This window comes from Xanthomonas sp. NCPPB 3570 (genome assembly GCF_056725115.1).
In genome coordinates this window covers 4,853,587-4,872,781 of record NZ_CM161513.1, presented here as the reverse complement: position 1 = coordinate 4,872,781, position 19,195 = coordinate 4,853,587, and the positions used below count along the sequence as shown (strand labels likewise).

The following is a 19,195-nucleotide window of genomic DNA, read 5'->3' as shown; positions in this document are numbered from 1 at the left end:
CAGTCGCCCGCTGCACCACGGCGGTATCGCGCAGGATCGTCACCGTGCGCGCATCACGGGTTGTCGGCGATCCAGTTCTGCAGCGTGTTGAAGACGGTACTGGTCAGCCGCGTCCCGCAGTTCTGGCTCGATGAGCCGGTGGTGTGGACGCCACGGACGACGTAGCCGCTGTCGTAGATGCCGCTCCCGCTGTTGCCGCCGCTGGTGTCGATGGTGTAGCAGAGCCGGTAGGAGCCGCTGGTGGAGACGCCCCCGGACGCACTCCACATCGTTCCGAACGGCTTGTCGCCCGGATATCCGGTGATGGTATGGGTGCCTCCCGAGTAGGTGCCCCAGCCCGCATTGCCGCCATGGGGCGCCGTGCTCAGCACGATCAGCGCATAGTCGTAGTTGCTGTCGCCGTTGTTGAGCCACGCCGTCGTGGTGATGGCACGCGCCCACGTCGCCGTTCCCCACGGCTGGTAGCTGCCGTTCTGGGCCACCGTGAAGTCGAGGCTGGAATACCAGCTGCCCGCGCCGTTGGACACGCAGTGGCCGGCGGTCAGGACGTGCTTGGGCCCGATCAGCGTTCCGGTGCAGCCGATGGCGATGCGCCCGATGTGCCAGTACGGCGCGGCGGTGGTGGTGGTCACCTGCACCCGCTCGTCGGTCCCGATCACCACGTTGGGGACGGCGCGGCCGTCACCGTGGTCGGTGGGACGCAGCGGCGGCGTGCCGGGCACGGAGTCCGGCAGGCGGCCGAGCAGTTCCATCGCCCTGATCGCCTCTTCGAACAGTGCCACGTCCTCCGCGCTTGCCGGCGACGCGTACTGGTCGCCATTGCGGGTGACCATCACCGCGCTCAGGCCGGCGGCCTTCTGTTGCGGGCTCTGCAGGCGCGTGTCCGTTGGGGGTGCGGTTTCCGCGGACACGCCGGTCACCAGATTGTCGCCGTTGATGAACTTCGCTTTCCCGCCCAGTTTCTGGAACGATGGCGTAGCCGCGACCGCCGCGGTCGCCGCTGTCGATACCAGCAAGGTAAATCCCAGTGCAGCCAGACGTTTCATGACGTGCTCCTTGGTCATTGGAATACTGCTTCATTGCGAGAGAAGCCGGGTCGACGCGACCTCCTGCGCGCTCCCGGCCTGCCCGTCCGCCAGGGACCGGGGGGTGGCGGGGTGGACGTACCCACCGCCACGAATACGGTCTTCCATGACCGTGTCGGCAGGGCCGGAATGCGGCCCGGTGCCGATGCTCCTGTGATCGGGTGCGGCTCCGACGCCGTGTATGCGGATCGCACGATCCAGCGTCGGCCACGAGCCGACAACACACCTTGCTCGGACTCAGCTGCAGCGTTGGCGAAATGGCGTGGCGTGGCGCGCCGCAACGAGGTCAGCGCCGCGCCGTGGAAGCGCATCGCATCGCTGACTCCGCAGATCACGTCGTCGCGCAAGCGACAGCACCCGCGCATGGGCGATCAGCGTGCGCGCAAGGGAATGGTCTTGGTCGTGTGTACCGGCAGTCATTCGCACGCGGCACCTTCCTTGGCGTATTCGCGGCCCCCAGGGGGCATCCGTTGCGGTGTGTCCGGAACGACGGCGTGCAGTCGACCGTGGGGACTTTTATACGTCACGCGCTACGGTGGTGCCGTAATTCGCATCCCAGATCACCGCAAGCGATCGCGCGGTCTACCGCCGCATTCGCTTACTGCGTCCGCGCCTGGCTCGACACCAGCCAGCTCGACGCCAGGATGCCCAGTTCATACAGCAGGCACATCGGGATCGCCAGCATCAGTTGCGAGACCACGTCCGGCGGGGTCAGCACCGCGGCCAGCACGAAGATGCCGACCACGGCGTAGCCGCGGCCCTCGCGCAGTTGCTGCGGGGTCACCCAGCCGAGCAGGGCCAGGATTACCAGGGCGACCGGCAACTCGAAGCTGGCGCCGAAGGCGAAGAAGATCGCCAGGACGAAGTCCAGGTAGGCGCCGGCATCGGGGGTGAGCTGGATCACGTCCGGCTTGAACGTGGTCAGGAAGTGGAACACCGCCGGCAACACCAGGAAGTAGGCGAAGCCGCAGCCGAGGTAGAACAGCACCACCGCCGAGGCCAGCAGCGGCAGCGCCAGGCGCTTCTCGCGCTGGTACAGGCCGGGGGCGACGAAGGCCCAGGCCTGGTACAGCAGCCACGGGGCGGACACGAACAGCGCCAGGAAGAACGCCAGCTTCAGCGGGGCGATGACCGCGCCGGCCGGGTGCGTGGCGATCACGCTCTGGCCCACCGGCAACTGCGCCAGCATCGGCTCGGCCAGCCAGGAGTACAGGCGCTTGGAGAAGGGCAGCAGCGCCACCACCACCACGCCCAGGCCGATCAGCGCGCGCATCAGCCGCGCGCGCAATTCGATCAGGTGTTCGATCAGGCTGCTTTCGGCTTCGACGTTCATCGCGGCGCCTCCGGGTCATCGGAGAGCGGCTGGCCGGTCTGCGTGGTCGCGGTCGTGGGCGCCGGATGCGGTGCGGCCGCACCGCGCGCGGCGGCCGGCACGGCAGACGCAGCGGGCGGTGGCGTCGGCAGGGGCGTGGCCGTGTCGGCAGCGTGCGGCATCGGGATATCGCCGGTGTCGGCGGTCGCTGCCGCGACCGTCGACGCGGAGTCGCCAGGCGGCACCGGAGGATTCGGATCGATCTCGCGGCGCAGCGCCTCGGTCTGCCGCTGCAGTTCCTGGCCGCTGTCGCGCAGTTCGGTTTCGGCCTGGCGCAGGGAACTCTGCACATCGTGCAGGCTGCGCTTGAGTTCCTCGGCTTCCAGTTCGCGTTCCAGTTCGTGCTTCACCGAGTCCCATTGCGCGCGGGCGCGGCGCACCCACAACCCGGCGAAGCGCGCTGCCTTGGGCAGGCGTTCGGGCCCCAGCACCACTAGGGCCACCACCGCGATCACCAGCAGTTCGCTGAATCCGATATCGAACACGCCGGCGGAGTCCCGTCAGTGCGCGTCGCGGTCGCGTTCGGTCTGGGTCTGGCGGGACGGCTCGCTGCTGCTGCGCGTCTCGTCGCCGAGCTGGCCGGCGGGCTTGTCGTCGTCGCGCATGCCTTTCTTGAATTCCTTGACCGCGTTGCCCAGATCCTTGGCGCCGCTCGTCAGCCGCTTGGTGCCGAACACCAGCAGCACGATCACCAGCACGACCAGCCAGTGCCAGATGCTAAGACTGCCCATGATCCGCTCGCAGAAAAGTCGTAAGGAACCCGCAGGATAACGCACCGCGCCGCGCCGCGTTACCTTTCCCTGCCATGCAGGCGTGCCTGCACGGCCGAATGGACAGGCGGCGTTGGGAACGGCGCTCAGCGATCGCCGTCGAGCTTCTCGGTGCGGATCTCGCCGTCTGACACCGGCTGGAAGCCCTGCTGCGCCGGCTGCGTCTGGCCCTGAAGGGGTACGGTGCTGGCGGCGGCGTCGGGCGCGGCGGTCGGTTCCGGCGCGGCCGGCGGCGCCGGCATGGCCGGTGCCGGGGCGGCGACTGGATTGCCGCTGCCATCGGTGCCACGGCTCTGCCGCGCGGCGTAGGTGGCTTCCTCGAGCTTGTCGCGGAAGGCGACGATGTCGTTGGACGGACGGTTGCTGGTACGGCCCTCGAAGATCATCCGCGGGGTCGTGTTGCTGCCGTAGGCGTTGAGGTCGGCGGCATCGTCGATCTGCAGCGCCGCGCCATCCAGGGCGACGCCGGCGAACAGGCCGCGGGCGCGCGACCACGACCAGATCTCGGCCTTGAGCTGGCCGTCGGTGGCGGCGGCGGCGTTGCGCCCGACCGGGCCGGCGGCGACGCCGGCATCGGCGCCGAGGGTGAACTTGCCGTTGACGATGTTGTCCAGGCTGCGGTCATTGCGGAACACCAGCACCACGTCGGAGGACTGCACGCCGACCTGGAAGCCGATGCTGCCGCCGGTGAGCTTGACGAACACCGGGTTGGACCAGGTGCCGTCGGGGCGCTTGACCGACATCAGGCCGTGGCCGCGACGCCCGCCGATCACCAGCCCGGCCTTGAGCGTGTCCGGGATCACCACGATGGCGCGGCCCTCGTCGAGCAGCTTGTCGGGAATGGACTGTTCGGGGATCTTCTGGATGTCGGTCAGCACGCGCAGCGCGTTGCGGGCGCGCTCGTCCTCTTCCGGTCCGGCCACGGCGTGGCCAGCGAACAACACGGTGCTCAACAACAGGGCGAGGCGCGGCAGGAGGGGCATGGCGGGCTCCGAAATAGGTCCGCAGCAAGATACTGCAAGTACTTGAACTTAGTCACAGGGCAATGAATCGCCAATGAGTGCCGCCGCCGCCAGGCGCAGGCGCCGTCGATCGCCGTGATCGAGCGAATCGACACGCCGTGGGGCGTGCGCTCTGCCACAATGCGCGCATGTCCGACGCACCCGAGACCGCCATCCTGGTGGTGAATCTAGGCACGCCCGAGGCGCCCACCGCGCCTGCGGTCGCCCGTTACCTGGCCGAGTTCCTCGGCGACAAGCGCGTGGTCGCGATCCCGCGGCTGTTCTGGTGGCCGCTGCTCCACTGGGTGATCCTGCCGCGGCGCTCGCCCAAGTCGGCCGAGAAGTACGCGCAGGTCTGGCTGGCCGACGGCTCGCCGCTGGCGGTGTATACCCGGCGCCTGGCCGAAGGCATGCAGCGCGAACTGCCCGGGCACCGCGTGGCCTGGGCGATGCGCTACGGCGCGCCGGCGCTGGCGCCGGCCCTGGACGCGCTGCGCGAGGCCGGCGTGCGCCGGATCGTGGTGCTGCCGCTGTACCCGCAGTATTCGACCACCACCACCGCCTCGATCGAGGATGTGGTGCAGGCCTGGCAGGCGCGCCATCCGCATCTGCCGGTGCGCCTGATCGAGGACTATCCGACCGACCCGGCCTGGGTCGCCGCGGTGGCCGACAGCGTGCGCGCGCACTGGGCGCAGCACGGCCGCGGCGAGCGCCTGTTCTTCTCCTTCCATGGCCTGCCGCAGCGCGTGGCCAACAACGGCGATCCCTACCCGCAGCGCTGCGAAGCCAGCGCGCAGGCGATCGCCACCGCGCTGGGCCTGGAGGCCGGGCAGTGGGAGCTCGGCTACCAGTCGCGCTTCGGCGCCGAGCGCTGGCTGCGCCCGTATGCCGAGCCGCGGCTGTGGGAACTGGCGGCGCAGGGGGTCAAGCAGGTGGACGTACTCTGTCCCGGCTTCGCTACCGACTGCCTGGAAACCCTGGAAGAAGTGGCGATGGGCTTCGTCGAGACCTGCGCCGAACGCGGCATGCAGGTGCGCTACATTCCCTGCCTCAACGACGCCGCGGCGCACGCGCGCGCGCTGGCGCAACTGGCGGCCCGCGCCGCATGAGCCTGCGTCCCTTCGCCTGCCCGTCGCGGGTGGGCGCGCTGGCCGGATTGCGCAGCGGCGATCCGCAGGGGCCGAAGGCGCTGGCCTTGCACGGCTGGCTCGACAACGCCGCCAGCTTCGTGCCGCTGAGCCGACACCTGCCGCAGTGGGATCTGGTGATGCTGGACCTGCCCGGCCACGGCCACAGCAGCGACCTGCCCGATGGCGCCGAGTACCTGCTGGCCAGCGCCCTGCACCCGGTGCTGGACGCGGCCGATGCACTGGGCTGGGAGCGCTTCGTGCTGATCGGCCACTCGATGGGCGCGGCCATCGCCAGCCTGCTCGCGGCCGCAGCGCCGCAGCGCATCGAGAAGTTCGTGGCGATCGAGATGCTGGGCGGCCTGGCCGAGAGCGAGGCGGGCGCTGTGGAACGGCTGCGCAACAGCGTCGCCAGCACGCGCCGCGCCAATGCCACGCCGTTGCGCGTGTTCCCCGACCTGGCCGCGCCGGTACGGGCGCGGATGCTGGCCAACCAGCTCAGCGAGCCGGCGGCGCGGCTGCTGGTGGAACGCGGCGTGCGTGCGGTGGAGGGTGGCTACGTGTGGCGCAGCGATCGCCGCCTGACCCTGCCGACGGCGATCCGCGCGACCGAACCGCAGATGCAGGCGCTGCTGCGCGGCATCGAATGCCCGACCGCGGTGGTGTTCGCCGATCCGGCCCAGGACATGTTGCCCGAGCCGCTGCGCCTGCAGCGCGCCGCGTGCCTGCGCGACGGCCGCGTGCACACGCTGCCCGGCACCCACCACCTGCACATGGAACAACCGGCGGCAGTGGCCGCGTTGCTGCACGACTTCCTCTGAGGCGGCCGCGGCGGCGAGGCGGTCGCCGCACCGCAGTGCGCGCCTGCGGCGCCATCGCTCCGTCGCGCACCCCGCACGCGGACTGCGACGTACGCATCACCTGCGCTGTGCAGCCCGCCGCGGTCGTGCGCTTTCCGGCGTCACAGTTCGGCATGTTGTCGCCGTGCCGTCGCGGTTCGGAAAACTTCCGCGCACAGCGTAGCGCGCACCTTTCGCCCTACGCCGCGCTTCCCATGATCCACCTCCTCCGCCGCTACCGGGTCGGCCCGCGCCTGACCTTCGCCTTCGCTGCCCTGCTGTTGATCTGCGGCGCCCTGATCGTGGCCAGCCTGGCGTCGATGGCGCTGGCGCGGCAGCAGCTCGACGACATCGCGCTGGACAAGATGGAGAAGATCCGCCTGTCCAACGCCATGGTCGCGGCGCAGGCGCGGCTGGAGATCGGCCTGCTCAACGATGTGATCCTGACCAACCCCGACGAGAAGCAGGCGGTGGTGCGCGCCATCGGCGACGCCCAGCGCGACTACATGCAGGCGCGGCGCAAGCTGTTCGCGCTGCGCCTGGACCCGGCCGACCGCACCGGCGCGCAGCGCCGCGCGGCGATCGACAAGGCCTACGCGCAGGTGCAGCCGTTCCAGTCGCAGGTGCTGGCGCTGGCCGCCGACAACCAGAACCTGGATGCGCAGACCCTGCATCTGTACACGCTGCAGCCGCTGCTGGCGCAGTGGCAGCAGGCGATCCAGCGCAATGCCGCGCATCTGCGCACGCTCAGCGATGGCGCGTATGCCCAGGCGGTGACCACCATGGCCCGCGCGCGCTGGTTGCTGCTGCTCGGCGGCGGCCTGTTGCTGGCGGTCAGCGCCTGGTTGGGCTGGTGCATCACCCAGAGCCTGGTACGACCGCTGCGCGAAGGTACCCGCGTCGCCGCGGCGATCGCCGCCGGCCAGCTCGATGCCGTGGTACCGGCACACGGCAACGACGAGGCTGCCGACCTGCTGCGCAGCATGCAGACCATGCAGACGCAGCTGCGCGCGGTGCTGGCCGAGCAGCGGCGGATGGCGCAACGGCATGCCGACGGCGCCATCGCCTGCCGCGGCGATGCGGCGGCATTCCCGGGCGACTACGGCCAGTTGCTGCGCGACGCCAATGCGCTGGTCGACCTGCACGTGGGCACCGCGCAGTCGATGGTGGCGCTGATGCGGCGCTACGCCATCGGCGACCTCAGCGAGGACATGCCGCGCCTGCCCGGCGAGCAGGCCGCGATCTCCGAGGCGATGGATGCGATCAAGGCCAACCTGGGCTCGCTCAGCCGCGACATCTGGCACCTGGCCGAGGCCGCCGCGGCCGGCGACTTCAGCGCACGCGCCGACCTGGGTGCGCACCAGCACGATTTCCGCATCATGCTCGAGAGCCTCAACCAGCTGATGGCCACGGTGGACGGCAACCTGGGCCAGTTGTCCGGCTTGCTGCGCGCCATCGCCAGCGGCGACCTGGGCGTGCGCATGCACGGCGACTTCCGTGGCGTGTTCGCCGACATGCGCGACGACGCCAACGCCAGCGCCGACCAACTGGCGTCGATCGTGGCCGGCATCCAGCACGCGGCCGCGGCGATCGACGCCGAGGCCGGCGCCATCGCCAGCGGCCACCAGGATCTGTCGCAGCGCAGCGCCGAACAGGCCGGCACGCTGGAGCGCACCGCGCGCGCGGCGGCGCGTCTGACCGAGACCGTGCGCCAGAACGCCACGCATGCGCACCACGCCAACGCACTGGCCGACGCGGCGGCGACGGTGGCTGGCCACGGCGGCGCCTCGATCGACGCGGCGGTCGGTGCGATGCAGGGCGTGGAAGCGGCCTCGCGCAAGATCGGCGAGATCATCGGGGTGATCGACGGCATCGCCTTCCAGACCAACATCCTGGCGCTCAATGCGGCGGTGGAAGCCGCACGCGCCGGCGACCAGGGCCGCGGCTTCGCGGTGGTCGCCAGCGAGGTGCGCGCGCTGGCGCAGCGCTCGGCCGATGCGGCCAGGGAGATCAAGCGCCTGATCGAGGCGTCGGTGGACCAGGTCGCGGTGGCCTCGGCGCAGGTGCACGACGCCGGCCGCACCATGGGCCGCGTGCTGGCCTCGGTGAACGAGGTCAATGCGTTGATGACGGGGATTGCGGCGGCCTCGCAGGAGCAGGCCGCCGGCATCGACGAAGTGGGCCAGGCGATGGCGCAGATGGACCGCAGCACCCAGCAGAACCTGGCGCTGGTGGAACAGGCCACTGCGGCGTCGCATGCGTTGGAGCAGCAGGCCGGCAGCCTGAGCGAGGCGGTGGCGGTGTTCCGGCTGGCCGGTACGGCACCGCTGGCGCTGCGTGCGGAGGACGAGCCGCCGGAACTGGCAATCCAGCCTGCGCCGGTCGGCTTCGATTACGCGCGCAGTGCTTGATGCGAAGGCGTCAGCGGCAGGATCGGGCACTGCGTACGCAGCGCGGGCAGCGACCGGTGGTGTTCCATCGCCACGCCAAATCCGCGGGCGTCGGGGCCCTGCGGACAGCGCTGTCGGGGTGCGCCCTACACACTGAACGTGAAGCTTGTGTGTAAAAGAATTTTCGCTTAAGTTGCGCCCGCGCCTGCCGTCAACAGGCGTAGACGCGATACGTCCTGTGTTCGCGGCTCGATCCCGGCGTCCTGACATGCCGGCGTAGCGCCGCTCGGACCGTACCGCCTCGCTGGCGCCGGAGGTCGCGCCTGATTTGCGGTAGGCGGGAGGAGAGGGGGCCTACCGGGCGCTGCATGGAGTTCTGCTTCCGCAGCGCTGGGCCAACCCACCGCGATGCGCCCGCAGCGGCGCGCCCACCCACAGTCTTTATCCCCCTTTGTTCGCATCTCCGCTCGCGCCATGTCGTGCCGCAGCGCAGCATGCTTGCCCGATTCGCTACCCATCCGCACCCTCGCCGCTGACGCCGCGCGCACCGTGATGTTCGGTGTTCAGCCGCGGTCCGGTGTACCAGCGCCGCGGGGTCTTCCGGGCGCTTCGAAGAGCGTGCTCGGCCAAGCCTGTCGTGTGCAGCGTGTTTTGTAGGAGCGGCTTCAGCCGCGACGGGCGTTCCCGGTGGAGCCCGTCGCGGCTGAAGCCGCTCCTACGGCGCATGTTCCATCGTGCGTGGAGGCGCTCTTCAATCGCGCTCGGGACGCAGCAGCCAGCGCAGATGCGCCTTGAGCTGGCGGCCGTGCTGATGGAACCAGGTGCGCTCGGCGCGCCAATCGGGGAAGCGCGCTTCCACTTCGTGCCAGAACGCCGGCGAGTGGTTGGCCTGGATCAGGTGGCAGAGCTCGTGCACCAGCACGTACTCGAACGCCGAGGGCCGCCCCAGCACCAGCGCCAGGTCCAGGGCCATGCTGCCGTCGGGCGCCAGCGAGCCCCACTGCGAGGACATGACCTTGTAGCGCACCGCGCGCGGGGCACGCGGCAGCGACGGCAGGTAGCGCGGCAGCCAGCGGCCGACGTCGGCGCGGGCCTGGGCCTCGTAGAAATCGCGCAGCGCGCGGCGCAGCGCCGCATCGCCGCCGCGCGGCGGCAGGTGCACTTCGGCCACGCCGTCGACGAGCGCGATGCGCGCGTAGCGGGCGTCGTGCCAGGCCACCGGCAGCGACTGCCCGCGCAGCGGCAGTTCGCCGGCCTCGCCCGGTCGCAGCGGCGCCAGCGTCTCGGCGGCGACATAGCGCGACAGTTGCTGCGCCAGCCACTGCCGGTTCTCCAGCAGGAAGCGCTCGCCGGCGACCAGGCTCGCGCGCAGCGGCAGGGTCAGGCGCGCGCCGCGTTCGTCCACGCTGAGCTTGATGCGGCGCGCGCGCGGGTCGCGCACGCGCAGCACCTCGACATCGCGCTCGTCCAGGCGGAAGCGGACGAGGTCGCGTTCGACGGCCGCCGGGGGCGGCGCGATCAGGCGACGGAGCAGGTCGGGCATGGGCACAGCATACCGCCGGCGCGGGTGCGCACGGTGACAGCCGCGTACGGCCGCCTCCACCGCGGCATCAGTCGGCCTTGCTCAGCTTCAGCGCCGCTTCCACCAGCAGGAACAGGCGCCGCACCTCGGCGCTCATCAGCGCGAAGCGCGCGTCCAGCTCGGCGCGCACGCCGTCCTGGTCGGCATGCTCAAGCTGGTCCAGCGCGCCGTCGAGGAACTTCAGCTTGCGGATCACCAGGTCGTCGCCGAGCACGAAGGACACGTGGTCGTCGAGCACCAGCGCCAGCTTGGTCACCTGCTTGCCCGCTTCCAGGTGCTTGTCGATCTCGTCGCAGCGCAGTTCCTGGTGCTGGCACTTGACCACCGCACCGCCTTCGATCGGATCCTTCATCTCGCACTCTTCGCCCAGGCTCAGGCCTTCGGGCAGCGGCTCGCCGGCGATCCAGCCGGTGAGGATCGAGCGCGGCGCCACTTCGGCGTTGAGCGGCAGCGCCGGGAAGCTGCCGAGCAGGCCGCGGATCTCCGACATCACGTTCTCGCCGGTCTTGCGGCTGGAGGTGTCCACGGCGACGTAGCCGTGCTGCAGGTCGAGCATGGCGTCGGTGCGCGAGGACTTGACGAAGGCGCGCGGCAGCAGCTCGTGGATCAGGTCGTCCTTGAGCCGCTTGCGTGCGCGGCCGCCGGGGCGCCGGCCTTCCTTCTCCTCGATCTCGGCGACCTTGCGCGCGAGCAGGTCGTTGACCACCGAGCCGGGCAGGATCTTGTCCTCGCCACCGACGGTCAGCCACAGGAAATCGGCGATGCGGTGCGACAGCGCTTCCTGCTCGTCGCGGCCGAACGGGGAGATGAAGCCGCGCGAGCTCATTTCCAGCGGGCCGACCGATTTGAGCAGGGCCTCCGGCAGGAGCTTTTCGACCTCGGAGAAATCGAGTGTGGTAGGGAAGCGGAACAGGGTCAGATTGCGAAAGAACATCGAGCATCCAGCGGAAGGAAACGGAACGGTCCGGCGGCGTGCGCCGGGGAGCGGTGGCCATTGTCGCATCGTGCCCGCCCAGGTACCGCATCGGGCGGTTCAGCGAGGTGGGTCAGCCCGGCGCGTCGTCCGCCCAGGCGCCGGCCGGCGCCATGGCGGCGCCGCCGAGCGCGGCGAAGTCGAACAGCGCGCGGTCGGCCAGTTGCGCCGGATGCACGTTGCCCAGCGCGCGGGCAATCTGCTCCACCCGCCCCGGATGCTCCCGGTCCCACTGCTGCAGCAGTTGCCCGACCTGGCGGCGCTGCAGCGTCTCCTGGCTGCCGCACAGCGTGCAGGGGATCAGCGGGAAAGCCTGCGCCTGCGCGTAGGCGGCGATGTCGTCCTCACGCACGTAGGCCAGCGGCCGGATCACCACGTGGCGGCCATCGTCGCTGCGCAGCACCGGCGCCATCGCCGCCAGCTTGGCGTGGAAGAACAGGTTCATGAAGAACGTGGCAACGATGTCGTCGCGGTGGTGGCCCAGCGCGATCTTGGTGAAGCCGTTCTCCGCGGCGTAGCGGTACAGCGCGCCACGGCGCAGCCGCGAGCACAGCGAACACAGGGTCTTGCCTTCCGGCACCACCCGGGTGACCACCGAATAGGTGTCCTGTTCGATCACATGCCAGGGCACGCCGCGCTGGCGCAGGTAGGTCGGCAGCACGTCGGCGGGAAAGCCCGGCTGCTTCTGGTCCAGGTTCACCGCCACCAGCTCGAACGGCACCGGCGCCTTGCGCTGCAGCTGCAGCAGGATGTCCAGCAGGGTGTAGCTGTCCTTGCCGCCGGACAGGCACACCATGACCTTGTCGCCAGCGCCGATCATGCCGAAATCGGCGATGGCCTGGCCGACCTGGCGGCACAGGCGCTTGCCCAGCGCCGCGGGGTTGCGGGCGGCAGGCGGTGCGGGATCGGCGAGCGGGTGCAGCGGCGGCAGGGGCAGGGACGAGGTCATCGGCGGTAGTGTAGTCGGCGCGGCTGGCGCAGCACCGCGCGGTCGGCGTTGCCGGTCATTCCAGTTCCGCCACCTCGACCGTCCCGAACGTGCTGGTCGGGCGGGCGATGACAGTGCCGAGGCAGCGCAGCCCCTCGCTGGTGTTCGCGCAGAAGGACAGGCCGTCCGCGGTGCAGCACATCACTGCGTCCGGCATCGGTCGTGCCAGCGCGGCGGCAGCGCCGTCATCGCCCGCGTCCGCATCTTCCACGCCCGGCAGCTGGACGATGGCATGCCGTGTCTTTGCTGGATCGGCACCGGCAGACGTCAGGCGATACGCATATCCCATGTGCTGCTCCGATTCGGGGCGGCGCCTAGCGGCGTGCCACGTCACCCGACAGCGTCATGGCGTCGTCCCCGGGTCCGTCGCGACGGAGGTGGATGTGTGCGTCATCAGCGCATACAGTTCGGCCACTCGCTGCTCGGAGATGCCTTCACGCTGTTCGACTGCGAGCGGGTGCGCGGTCGGCTCCAGTTCGATCCATGGGCGAATGCCGTCGTTGCGCAGATGGACCTGCGTCTTGAGGCCGGCGGTCTCCGGATACGGCGACAGGCGTGTGTTCAGCCAGCCGAAGAACGGCCCCACATGCGCACGCTGCGGCTGATCGAAACAGCGGACCCACTGCAGGTAGCTGGCTTCGCTAAGCGAGACCCACACGCCCCAGGAAAACGGTTCGGCGTGGCCATGCACGGGGATCTCGATGCAGCCGCGGACGAAGAAGTGAGCCTCGTCGATCACGCAATCGTCCGAGCCCAGCTCGCAGCGGGTGGCGCGCTGCGCCTCCGGAATCAGCGCATAGCTCAGCGGCGCCGCCACGCTGAAGCCGGGCATGCCTTCGTGGACCTGATCGCAGGCGCTGCAGGTGAAGCGGAACGTCATGGCTGGGGTCGAGACGGCAAGAAGGTTGGCCAGTGTAGCCGCCTGCGGCATCGCCAGCCCCGGCGCGCGGCAGGCGTCCGGCGCCCCTGTTTTTGTCGTCATGCCGTGCCGGGACCGGCCCGCTACACTCGTCCCTGGTCACGGACGCAAGGTCGCCCCATGTTCAAAAACCTCATTCCCAAGATCTTCTACGCGCGCATGCAGGACGGGCTGGACTTCTTCGTCGGCGGCCTGGGATTCCAGGTGCTGTACCAGGACGCCACGATGGCGGTGATCGCACGCGACGGCGCCAAGGCCTATCTGGTGGAGAACGCCGAGTGGGCGGCGAAGGACCGGCCGGAACTGGGCATCGAAACCGACAGCATCGACACGATCCATGCCGAGTTGTCCGCACGCGCGCCGCAGTGGCTGCATCCGAATTGCCGTACCGTCGCGCTCAAGCCCTGGGGCGCACGCGAGTTCGCGATGCTGGACCCGACCACGGTCTGTGTGGTGTTCCGCGAGTGGCCGGCGCAGGAGTGAGGGCGCGCGGGTGGATGCCATGTGCGTCCGGTCCGTTCATCGTACCGGCGCGCGGTAGACCTCGGACAGAAAGGCCTTGTACTCGGCGATCGGCGGCAGGCCCATCGTCGCGCGGCGCGCATCCAGGCCATCGATGTCCTGGGTCCTGTCCAGGACCATCGTGCCGTCCGGCTCGGTTTTGAACTGCGTACCGTAAAGCTGCGGCTTGCCCTGGTGCAGAAGCACGCGATCCTGCAGCATCGCCACGTCGGAAGGATCCGCCTCTTTCTGCGCCAGGGCGGACTGCATCAACGCGAGGATCTGCTCCTGGAAGGCGGGGTCCAGGGTGGCGTGTTGGGCGATCAGGAACGCGGCCTTGGCCCCGTCTTCGCCCACCGATGTGCGCGTCGGCCATCCCTTCTTCGCCACCATCGCCTTCAGCCAGGCGGTGTTGTCCTGATCCACCGCCACCGTCTGTTGCCATGATGCGGGGGTGTTTCCCTCGTCGATGGCCCTCTGTCGGACGGCCTGATCCTTCTCCACACGCGCCAGTAATGACTGGCGCAGTGGCTGGTCGAGGCGCGCCTGGCGTGCGGCATCGAGCGTCTCGGCACGGGCGAGCAGCGCTCGCCAAGCCGGCGAGGCGCGCAGCCGGTTCAGGCCGGGTCGATCCTTGTGCATCAGTTCCTGCACATCGATGTGGCCTTGCGCCAGTCGCGCGTCGAGTACCGCCACGGCCGCATCCGTTCTCCCGGCAGCGGCCAGGCATTCGACGTAGAACAGATCCCCTCCGCTCGGTAGGCCGGCCGGCGCTGCGTCGATGCGCGCCAAGGTATCGGCACAAGTGCCGTAGTCCTTCGCATCGTAGGCCGCAAGCGCATCATTCAAACGTGCAGGCTCCGCAGCGGAGACCGGCGCCGCGCTCGCGGCCAACAATGCGACAAACAGCGCGTATCCCTGATGCATACCCGACCCACTCTGGCGTGGCCGCGCGGCGCGCAGCCTGGGCGGACAGTAGCGCAGTCCGGTCTCATCGGCAGCACGCGGTCGCGACTGCGCCTGGGCCGCGGCGGGAGTGTCCCGTCGGGGACCTGGCGGGGCACACTATGCAAATACCGGTTGCTGGTCCCGGCCACGCCGGCCGGTCCGTCCCACATCGCCGCGGGATCGCGCATGCGCAAGAAACAGGATCTGCCGGAAAAGCCCTGCCTGCACTGCGGCCGGCCGTTCCGCTGGCGCAAGAAGTGGGAGAAGGTCTGGGACGAGGTGAAGTATTGTTCCGACCGTTGCCGTGGCGAGCGCAAGCGCGTGCGCGCGCCGGAGGCGCCGTGAACTGCCGGGCCGTGCGCTGGCGCACCGCATGCCAGCAGGCGCGCCGCCCTGCGTGAGTCCGCTGCCCTCCACCGCCCACACCCTGCGCCTGGTACTGGGCGACCAGCTCGATCCCGAACACGGCTGGTTCGCCGTGCGCGATCCCGGCGTGGTGCATGTGCTGATGGAAGTGCGGCAGGAGACCGACTACGTCCTGCACCATGCGCAGAAGATCCTGGCGGTGTTCGCCGCGATGCGCGACTTCGCCCGGCACCTGCGCAGCGCTGGCCACCGCGTGCGCTACGTGGCCATCGACGATGCCAGCAACCGCCAGTCCATCCCCGCCAATCTCGGTGCGTTGATGGCGCACTACGGTGCGCAGCGCCTGCAATACCAGGATCCGGACGAATGGCGCCTGGACCAGCAACTGCGGCAATGGGGCGCGGCGCAGGCCTTCGTCGTCGAGGCGGTGGACAGCACGCACTTCTACACGCGCCGCGGCGAACTGGCGGATTTTTTCCGCGGGCGCCCGCAATGGTTGATGGAGCACTTCTACCGGCACATGCGCAAGCGCCACCGGATCCTGCTGGCGGCGGACGGAACGCCCGAGGGCGGACAGTGGAACTACGACCACGACAATCGCCAGCCCTGGCATGGCGAACCGGCGCCGCCGCCGGAGACGCGCCCGAGCCACGATCACCGCGCGCTGTGGGCCAGCATCCAGGGGGCCGGCGTGGCCAGCTTCGGCCAGCCGCAGGCGGACGCGGTGCGCTGGCCGCTGAGCCGGGCCGAGGCGCTGGCCTGCCTCGATCGCTTCATCGTCGACGGCCTGCCGCATTTCGGCCGCTACGAAGATGCGATGAGCACACGCAGTCCTCGCCTGTTCCATTCGCAGCTCTCCTTCGCCCTCAACACCAAGATGCTGCGGCCGCAGGAAGTGGTGCAGCGCGCGCTGGCGGCCTATGGCGCCGGCGCCGCGCCGCTGGCGGCGGTGGAAGGTTTCGTGCGGCAGATCCTCGGCTGGCGCGAGTACGTGCGCGGCATCTACTGGGCGCACATGCCGGGCTATGCGGCGCGCAACGCGCTCGGCCACGACACGCCGCTGCCGGCCTGGTTCTGGACCGGCGACACGCACATGCGCTGCCTGCAGCACGCCATCGGCCAATCGCTGCAGGATGCGTACGCGCACCATATCCAGCGGCTGATGGTGATCGGCAACTTCGCCCTGCTCGCCGGCCTGGACCCGGCGGCGGTGCATCGCTGGTACCTGGGCGTGTACATCGATGCGTTCGAGTGGGTCGAACTGCCCAACACCGTCGGCATGAGCCAGTTCGCCGACGGCGGCCTGCTCGCGACCAAGCCCTACGTCAGCAGCGCGGCCTACATCGACCGCATGAGCGACTACTGCCAGGGCTGCCGCTACGACCGCAGGCAGAAGACCGGCGCGCGTGCGTGTCCGTACAACGCGCTGTACTGGGATTTCTTCGCCCGGCACCAGCACACGCTGGGGCGCAATCGCCGCCTGGACATGGTCTACCGCCAGTTGCGCAAGCTGCCGGCCGCGCAACTGCAGGCGCTACGGACGCAGGCGCAGCAGTTGCGCGAACGCCTGGACACGCTGTAGCGCGGGCCGGGTGCCTCGCCGCATGCACGCCGCGATCGGGTGCGGCAGGGGAACGTGCCTTGCGACGCATCCAAACCGTGCCATGCGCCGCGGATCGGCACACTGTCGCATCGGGGCACCGTGCAATCGCGCGAACTGCTACCTGCGTTGTGGTCGCTCCCCGCGCGCTCAAGCACCCTGTGCCGCCGGTCGGCGCAGGCTGCCGGTCGCACTCGAGGTGTCAGCGACGTGGATGACAGTTGAATGACTGCCACGCGTCGTGTTGTTTCCCCCGCAACCCTATCGAGCATGATCATGACCACGACGTTCTCCCTCATCACCGGCGCACGCGCGCTGGGTGTCTTCGCCCTCATGACCACCGCCACGGCGATCGCCGCGGTCCCCGCGGCGCCACAGTGCAGCGTGCCGCAGGCCTGGGCGCTGCCGGCCGCGGCCACGGTGGTCGGCAACGGCACGCAGGCCAGTTGCACCGCCAGCGCGCTGGCTACCGCTGCCGCACAAGGCGGCTACATCACCTTCAACTGCGGCACCAAGCCGACCAGCATCGCCGTCGACCGTTCGATCGTCATCGCAGCGGCGGCGCCCACCGTGATCGACGGCCAGGGCAAGATCACCCTGGATGGTCGCCAGTCCGCCCGGATCCTGCTGGTCAATGCCGGCAGTGCGCTGTCGGTGCGCAACCTGAAACTGCAGAACGGCAGTTCGGTGCAACCGGCATCGAACCAGGCCTACGATCCGGGCACCTGGGGTGGCGGCGCGATCAAGGTCGGCTACCGCGGCAAGCTGGAAGTCATCAACAGCCAGTTCCTGGCCAACCGCAGCAGCATCGGCGGCGGCGCCATCTTCGCCGGCAGCGACGCCGAGGTGACCATCGTCCGCAGCGGCTTCTACAAGAACAGCTCCTGGCTCGGCGGCGCGCTGTACACCCAGCTCAGCCGGCTGACCATCGTCGGTTCGGAATTCGCCAACAACCAGGCGATCAATGCGCCGCAGGGCTTCCCCGATGCCGGCAACTTCGGCGGCGGCGGCGCGATCGACACCGACGGCGCGTCCCTGACCGGCTATCTCAAGGGAGGCGTCGGCAGCGGCGGCACGCTGGCGATGTGCGGCACCGTGGTCCGCAACAACGTCGCCGCCAACGGCTCCGGCGGTGCCACGTTGTGGGCGTACGCGCCCGACACCATCGACGTGAAGTACTCCACCTTCGCCAACAACGTCGCCACCGGCGGCCCCGGCGGCGGCGCGCGCATCAGCATGGGCTTCACCGACACCTCGCACGCCGGCACCACCATCACCACGCCGGGGACCATCAGCGTCGCCGAGACCAGCTTCCTGTCCAACAAGGCCGAACAGGGCAACGCCGGCGCGCTGTACCTGGATTGCTACGGCGCCTGCGACGTCAGCAACAGCACCTTCTACGGCAACTCCGCCAAGGGCGTGGGCGCGGCCATCCAGCATGTCGGCTGGCAGCCGGCCAACGGCGACCAGGGCAGCCCCAGCGTGCGCTTCAACAACGTCACCTTCGCCGAGAACACGCCGTGGGTGACGCTGTTCGGCGACAGGTTCGACCTGCGCAACAGCATCCTGTATTCCAAGACCGAGCGCGTGTTCTGCAACAACCAGAGCAACACCGGCAACAACCTGATCGAGTATTCGGCCAAGGGCGCGGTGTGGCCGAATGCCTGCCTGGCCGTGGGCACCGTGAAAGCGGCCGATCCGTTGCTGTCGGCCCCGGCCAACAACGGCGGACCGACGCTCACCCAGCTGCCTGCGGCCAACAGCCCGGCGTTGAATGCAGGCAGCGGCTGCGCCGCCATCGACCAGCGCGGCAATCCCCGCAATACCGTGGTGTGCGATCTCGGCGCGGTGGAGGTCAAGTAGGCCGATCCACGGTCATGGCGTGCATGGCACCGCGCGGTCGCGCCGGCTTGGCCGCTGCGACCGTGCTTGTTGATGTGATGGTCAGCAACGCGACTGGAAGGCCCTGCTACAGTGCGCGCGGCGTGCGTCGAAGACCGCAGGAGCGACCGTGAACGAATCCGATGCCTATGTGTACGACGAGATCCGCAAGTGGGTCTGGTCCGGCTTCTACTCCCAGGACGAGATCCAGGAGATGATCGAGGACATCCTGGAAGACGACTGCGACGAGACCATGCTGCGCGCCTCGGTCGCCAGCCAGTGGCAGGCCAAGCAGCAGGCGGAACAGACCTGGCCGGCGCAGACCGATTGCGACCGGCTCGATGCGCTGTTCGAGCGGCTGCACGAGGCCGGCATCTGCGCGCTGGCCAATGCCGGCTACACCATGTCCGACGGTCACGTCGAAGTGAACCAGGCGGTGGCCGACGCGCCGGACCGGCGCTACCACGGCTATTGCTTCTATCACGGCCAGGACATGGAGCGCGCGATCGACGGCGGTGGGCTGATGCTGGCATTTGGCGATCTGGACGGGCGCGAGGATGCAGACCTGGCGGTCGGCCAGCAGGTCGCCGCGGCGTTGCGCGCGGCCGGCTTCACCGTGGACTGGGACGGGACGCCGCGCAAGCGTATCGATCTGCCCGGCTTCGTCTGGCAGCGGCGCGCCGACTGGGACTGATGCGCCGGCGCAGCGGCGGGCTGCGCGACCCCGGTGCGCTGGCTACAATCGCACACCCAAGCCTGGCCGCGCTGCGGTGCGCGGCAGGCGCTCGACGGAGAGGCGTTTCATGGAGCGGATGTTTCATCGCAATGGCCGCATACCGCGGCGCGCAGCCGG

At 69.7% G+C, this 19,195-nt stretch carries 19 protein-coding genes; 8 read left to right on the top strand and 11 right to left on the bottom strand.

Annotated features, from left to right (window positions below):
* Positions 1-53: 53 nt before the first annotated feature.
* The 5 genes from AC1PLR_RS20910 to AC1PLR_RS20890 form a co-directional block, all read right to left on the bottom strand.
* Positions 54-1,046, bottom strand: coding sequence for a trypsin-like serine peptidase (locus tag AC1PLR_RS20910; RefSeq protein WP_481102213.1), 993 nt, complete (start codon positions 1,044-1,046; stop codon positions 54-56).
* Between the two features lie 637 nt (positions 1,047-1,683).
* Positions 1,684-2,418 carry a twin-arginine translocase subunit TatC gene (gene tatC / locus AC1PLR_RS20905; protein ID WP_010340865.1) on the bottom strand — a complete coding sequence of 245 codons (735 nt, stop codon included), beginning with the start codon at positions 2,416-2,418 and terminating at the stop codon, positions 1,684-1,686.
* Positions 2,415-2,942, bottom strand: coding sequence for a Sec-independent protein translocase protein TatB (tatB, locus tag AC1PLR_RS20900; protein ID WP_481102212.1), 528 nt, complete (start codon positions 2,940-2,942; stop codon positions 2,415-2,417). The genes tatC and tatB overlap by 4 nt, the downstream gene beginning before the upstream one ends.
* Positions 2,943-2,957: 15 nt before the next feature.
* Positions 2,958-3,188, bottom strand: coding sequence for a Sec-independent protein translocase subunit TatA (gene tatA / locus AC1PLR_RS20895; RefSeq protein ID WP_371181004.1), 231 nt, complete (start codon positions 3,186-3,188; stop codon positions 2,958-2,960).
* 125 nt (positions 3,189-3,313) lie between these two features.
* Positions 3,314-4,210 carry a lipid-binding SYLF domain-containing protein gene (locus AC1PLR_RS20890; RefSeq protein ID WP_481102211.1) on the bottom strand — a complete coding sequence of 299 codons (897 nt, stop codon included), beginning with the start codon at positions 4,208-4,210 and terminating at the stop codon, positions 3,314-3,316.
* Between the two features lie 167 nt (positions 4,211-4,377).
* Between AC1PLR_RS20890 and hemH the strand changes: the two genes are divergently transcribed.
* The 3 genes from hemH (at position 4,378) to AC1PLR_RS20875 (ending at position 8,605) form a co-directional block, all read left to right on the top strand.
* Entirely contained in the window at positions 4,378-5,337 is a 960-nt protein-coding gene (hemH, locus tag AC1PLR_RS20885) for a ferrochelatase (protein ID WP_481102210.1), read from the top strand.
* Positions 5,334-6,176: an alpha/beta fold hydrolase gene (locus AC1PLR_RS20880; RefSeq protein WP_481102209.1), complete on the top strand. Its 843-nt coding sequence runs from the start codon at positions 5,334-5,336 to the stop codon at positions 6,174-6,176. Before hemH ends, AC1PLR_RS20880 begins: the two co-directional genes overlap by 4 nt.
* 233 nt (positions 6,177-6,409) lie before the next feature.
* Positions 6,410-8,605, top strand: coding sequence for a methyl-accepting chemotaxis protein (locus AC1PLR_RS20875; RefSeq protein WP_481102208.1), 2,196 nt, complete (start codon positions 6,410-6,412; stop codon positions 8,603-8,605).
* A 730-nt stretch (positions 8,606-9,335) separates the two neighbouring features.
* Here the strand turns inward: AC1PLR_RS20875 and AC1PLR_RS20870 are convergent.
* From AC1PLR_RS20870 to AC1PLR_RS20850, 5 genes are all read right to left on the bottom strand, one after another.
* Positions 9,336-10,127: a YgjP family zinc-dependent metalloprotease gene (locus AC1PLR_RS20870; protein WP_010340614.1), complete on the bottom strand. Its 792-nt coding sequence runs from the start codon at positions 10,125-10,127 to the stop codon at positions 9,336-9,338.
* Positions 10,128-10,194: 67 nt separating this feature from the next.
* Positions 10,195-11,100, bottom strand: a complete 906-nt coding sequence (locus AC1PLR_RS20865; protein ID WP_481102207.1) for a recombination-associated protein RdgC — start codon at positions 11,098-11,100, stop codon at positions 10,195-10,197.
* 112 nt (positions 11,101-11,212) lie between these two features.
* The gene (ttcA, locus tag AC1PLR_RS20860; RefSeq protein WP_481102206.1) at positions 11,213-12,088 is read right to left on the bottom strand and encodes a tRNA 2-thiocytidine(32) synthetase TtcA; all 876 of its coding nucleotides are present in this window, start codon (positions 12,086-12,088) and stop codon (positions 11,213-11,215) included.
* Between the two features lie 55 nt (positions 12,089-12,143).
* Complete coding sequence (locus AC1PLR_RS20855; protein ID WP_481102205.1) at positions 12,144-12,416, bottom strand: hypothetical protein; 273 nt, start codon at positions 12,414-12,416, stop codon at positions 12,144-12,146.
* Positions 12,417-12,470: 54 nt separating this feature from the next.
* Positions 12,471-13,007 carry a DUF2199 domain-containing protein gene (locus AC1PLR_RS20850; protein ID WP_481102204.1) on the bottom strand — a complete coding sequence of 179 codons (537 nt, stop codon included), beginning with the start codon at positions 13,005-13,007 and terminating at the stop codon, positions 12,471-12,473.
* Positions 13,008-13,166: 159 nt separating this feature from the next.
* On the opposite strand from AC1PLR_RS20850, the gene AC1PLR_RS20845 reads away from it, so the two are divergent.
* Positions 13,167-13,529, top strand: a complete 363-nt coding sequence (locus AC1PLR_RS20845; RefSeq protein ID WP_481099408.1) for a VOC family protein — start codon at positions 13,167-13,169, stop codon at positions 13,527-13,529.
* A 36-nt stretch (positions 13,530-13,565) separates the two neighbouring features.
* Here the strand turns inward: AC1PLR_RS20845 and AC1PLR_RS20840 are convergent, their stop codons facing one another.
* Positions 13,566-14,474 carry a DUF6624 domain-containing protein gene (locus AC1PLR_RS20840; protein ID WP_481102203.1) on the bottom strand — a complete coding sequence of 303 codons (909 nt, stop codon included), beginning with the start codon at positions 14,472-14,474 and terminating at the stop codon, positions 13,566-13,568.
* 207 nt (positions 14,475-14,681) lie between these two features.
* On the opposite strand from AC1PLR_RS20840, the gene AC1PLR_RS20835 reads away from it, so the two are divergent.
* The 4 genes from AC1PLR_RS20835 to AC1PLR_RS20820 all read left to right on the top strand — a co-directional run bounded on the left by AC1PLR_RS20835 (position 14,682) and on the right by AC1PLR_RS20820 (position 19,036).
* A complete protein-coding gene (locus AC1PLR_RS20835; protein ID WP_017912123.1) occupies positions 14,682-14,840 on the top strand; it encodes a DUF2256 domain-containing protein in 159 nt (52 codons plus the stop codon).
* Between the two features lie 28 nt (positions 14,841-14,868).
* Complete coding sequence (locus tag AC1PLR_RS20830; RefSeq protein ID WP_481102202.1) at positions 14,869-16,443, top strand: cryptochrome/photolyase family protein; 1,575 nt, start codon at positions 14,869-14,871, stop codon at positions 16,441-16,443.
* 288 nt (positions 16,444-16,731) lie between these two features.
* On the top strand, positions 16,732-18,324 hold the full coding sequence (locus AC1PLR_RS20825; RefSeq protein ID WP_481102201.1) for a choice-of-anchor Q domain-containing protein: 1,593 nt from the start codon (positions 16,732-16,734) through the stop codon (positions 18,322-18,324).
* Positions 18,325-18,472: 148 nt separating this feature from the next.
* On the top strand, positions 18,473-19,036 hold the full coding sequence (locus tag AC1PLR_RS20820) for a DUF6891 domain-containing protein (protein ID WP_481102200.1): 564 nt from the start codon (positions 18,473-18,475) through the stop codon (positions 19,034-19,036).
* Positions 19,037-19,195 lie beyond the last annotated feature (159 nt).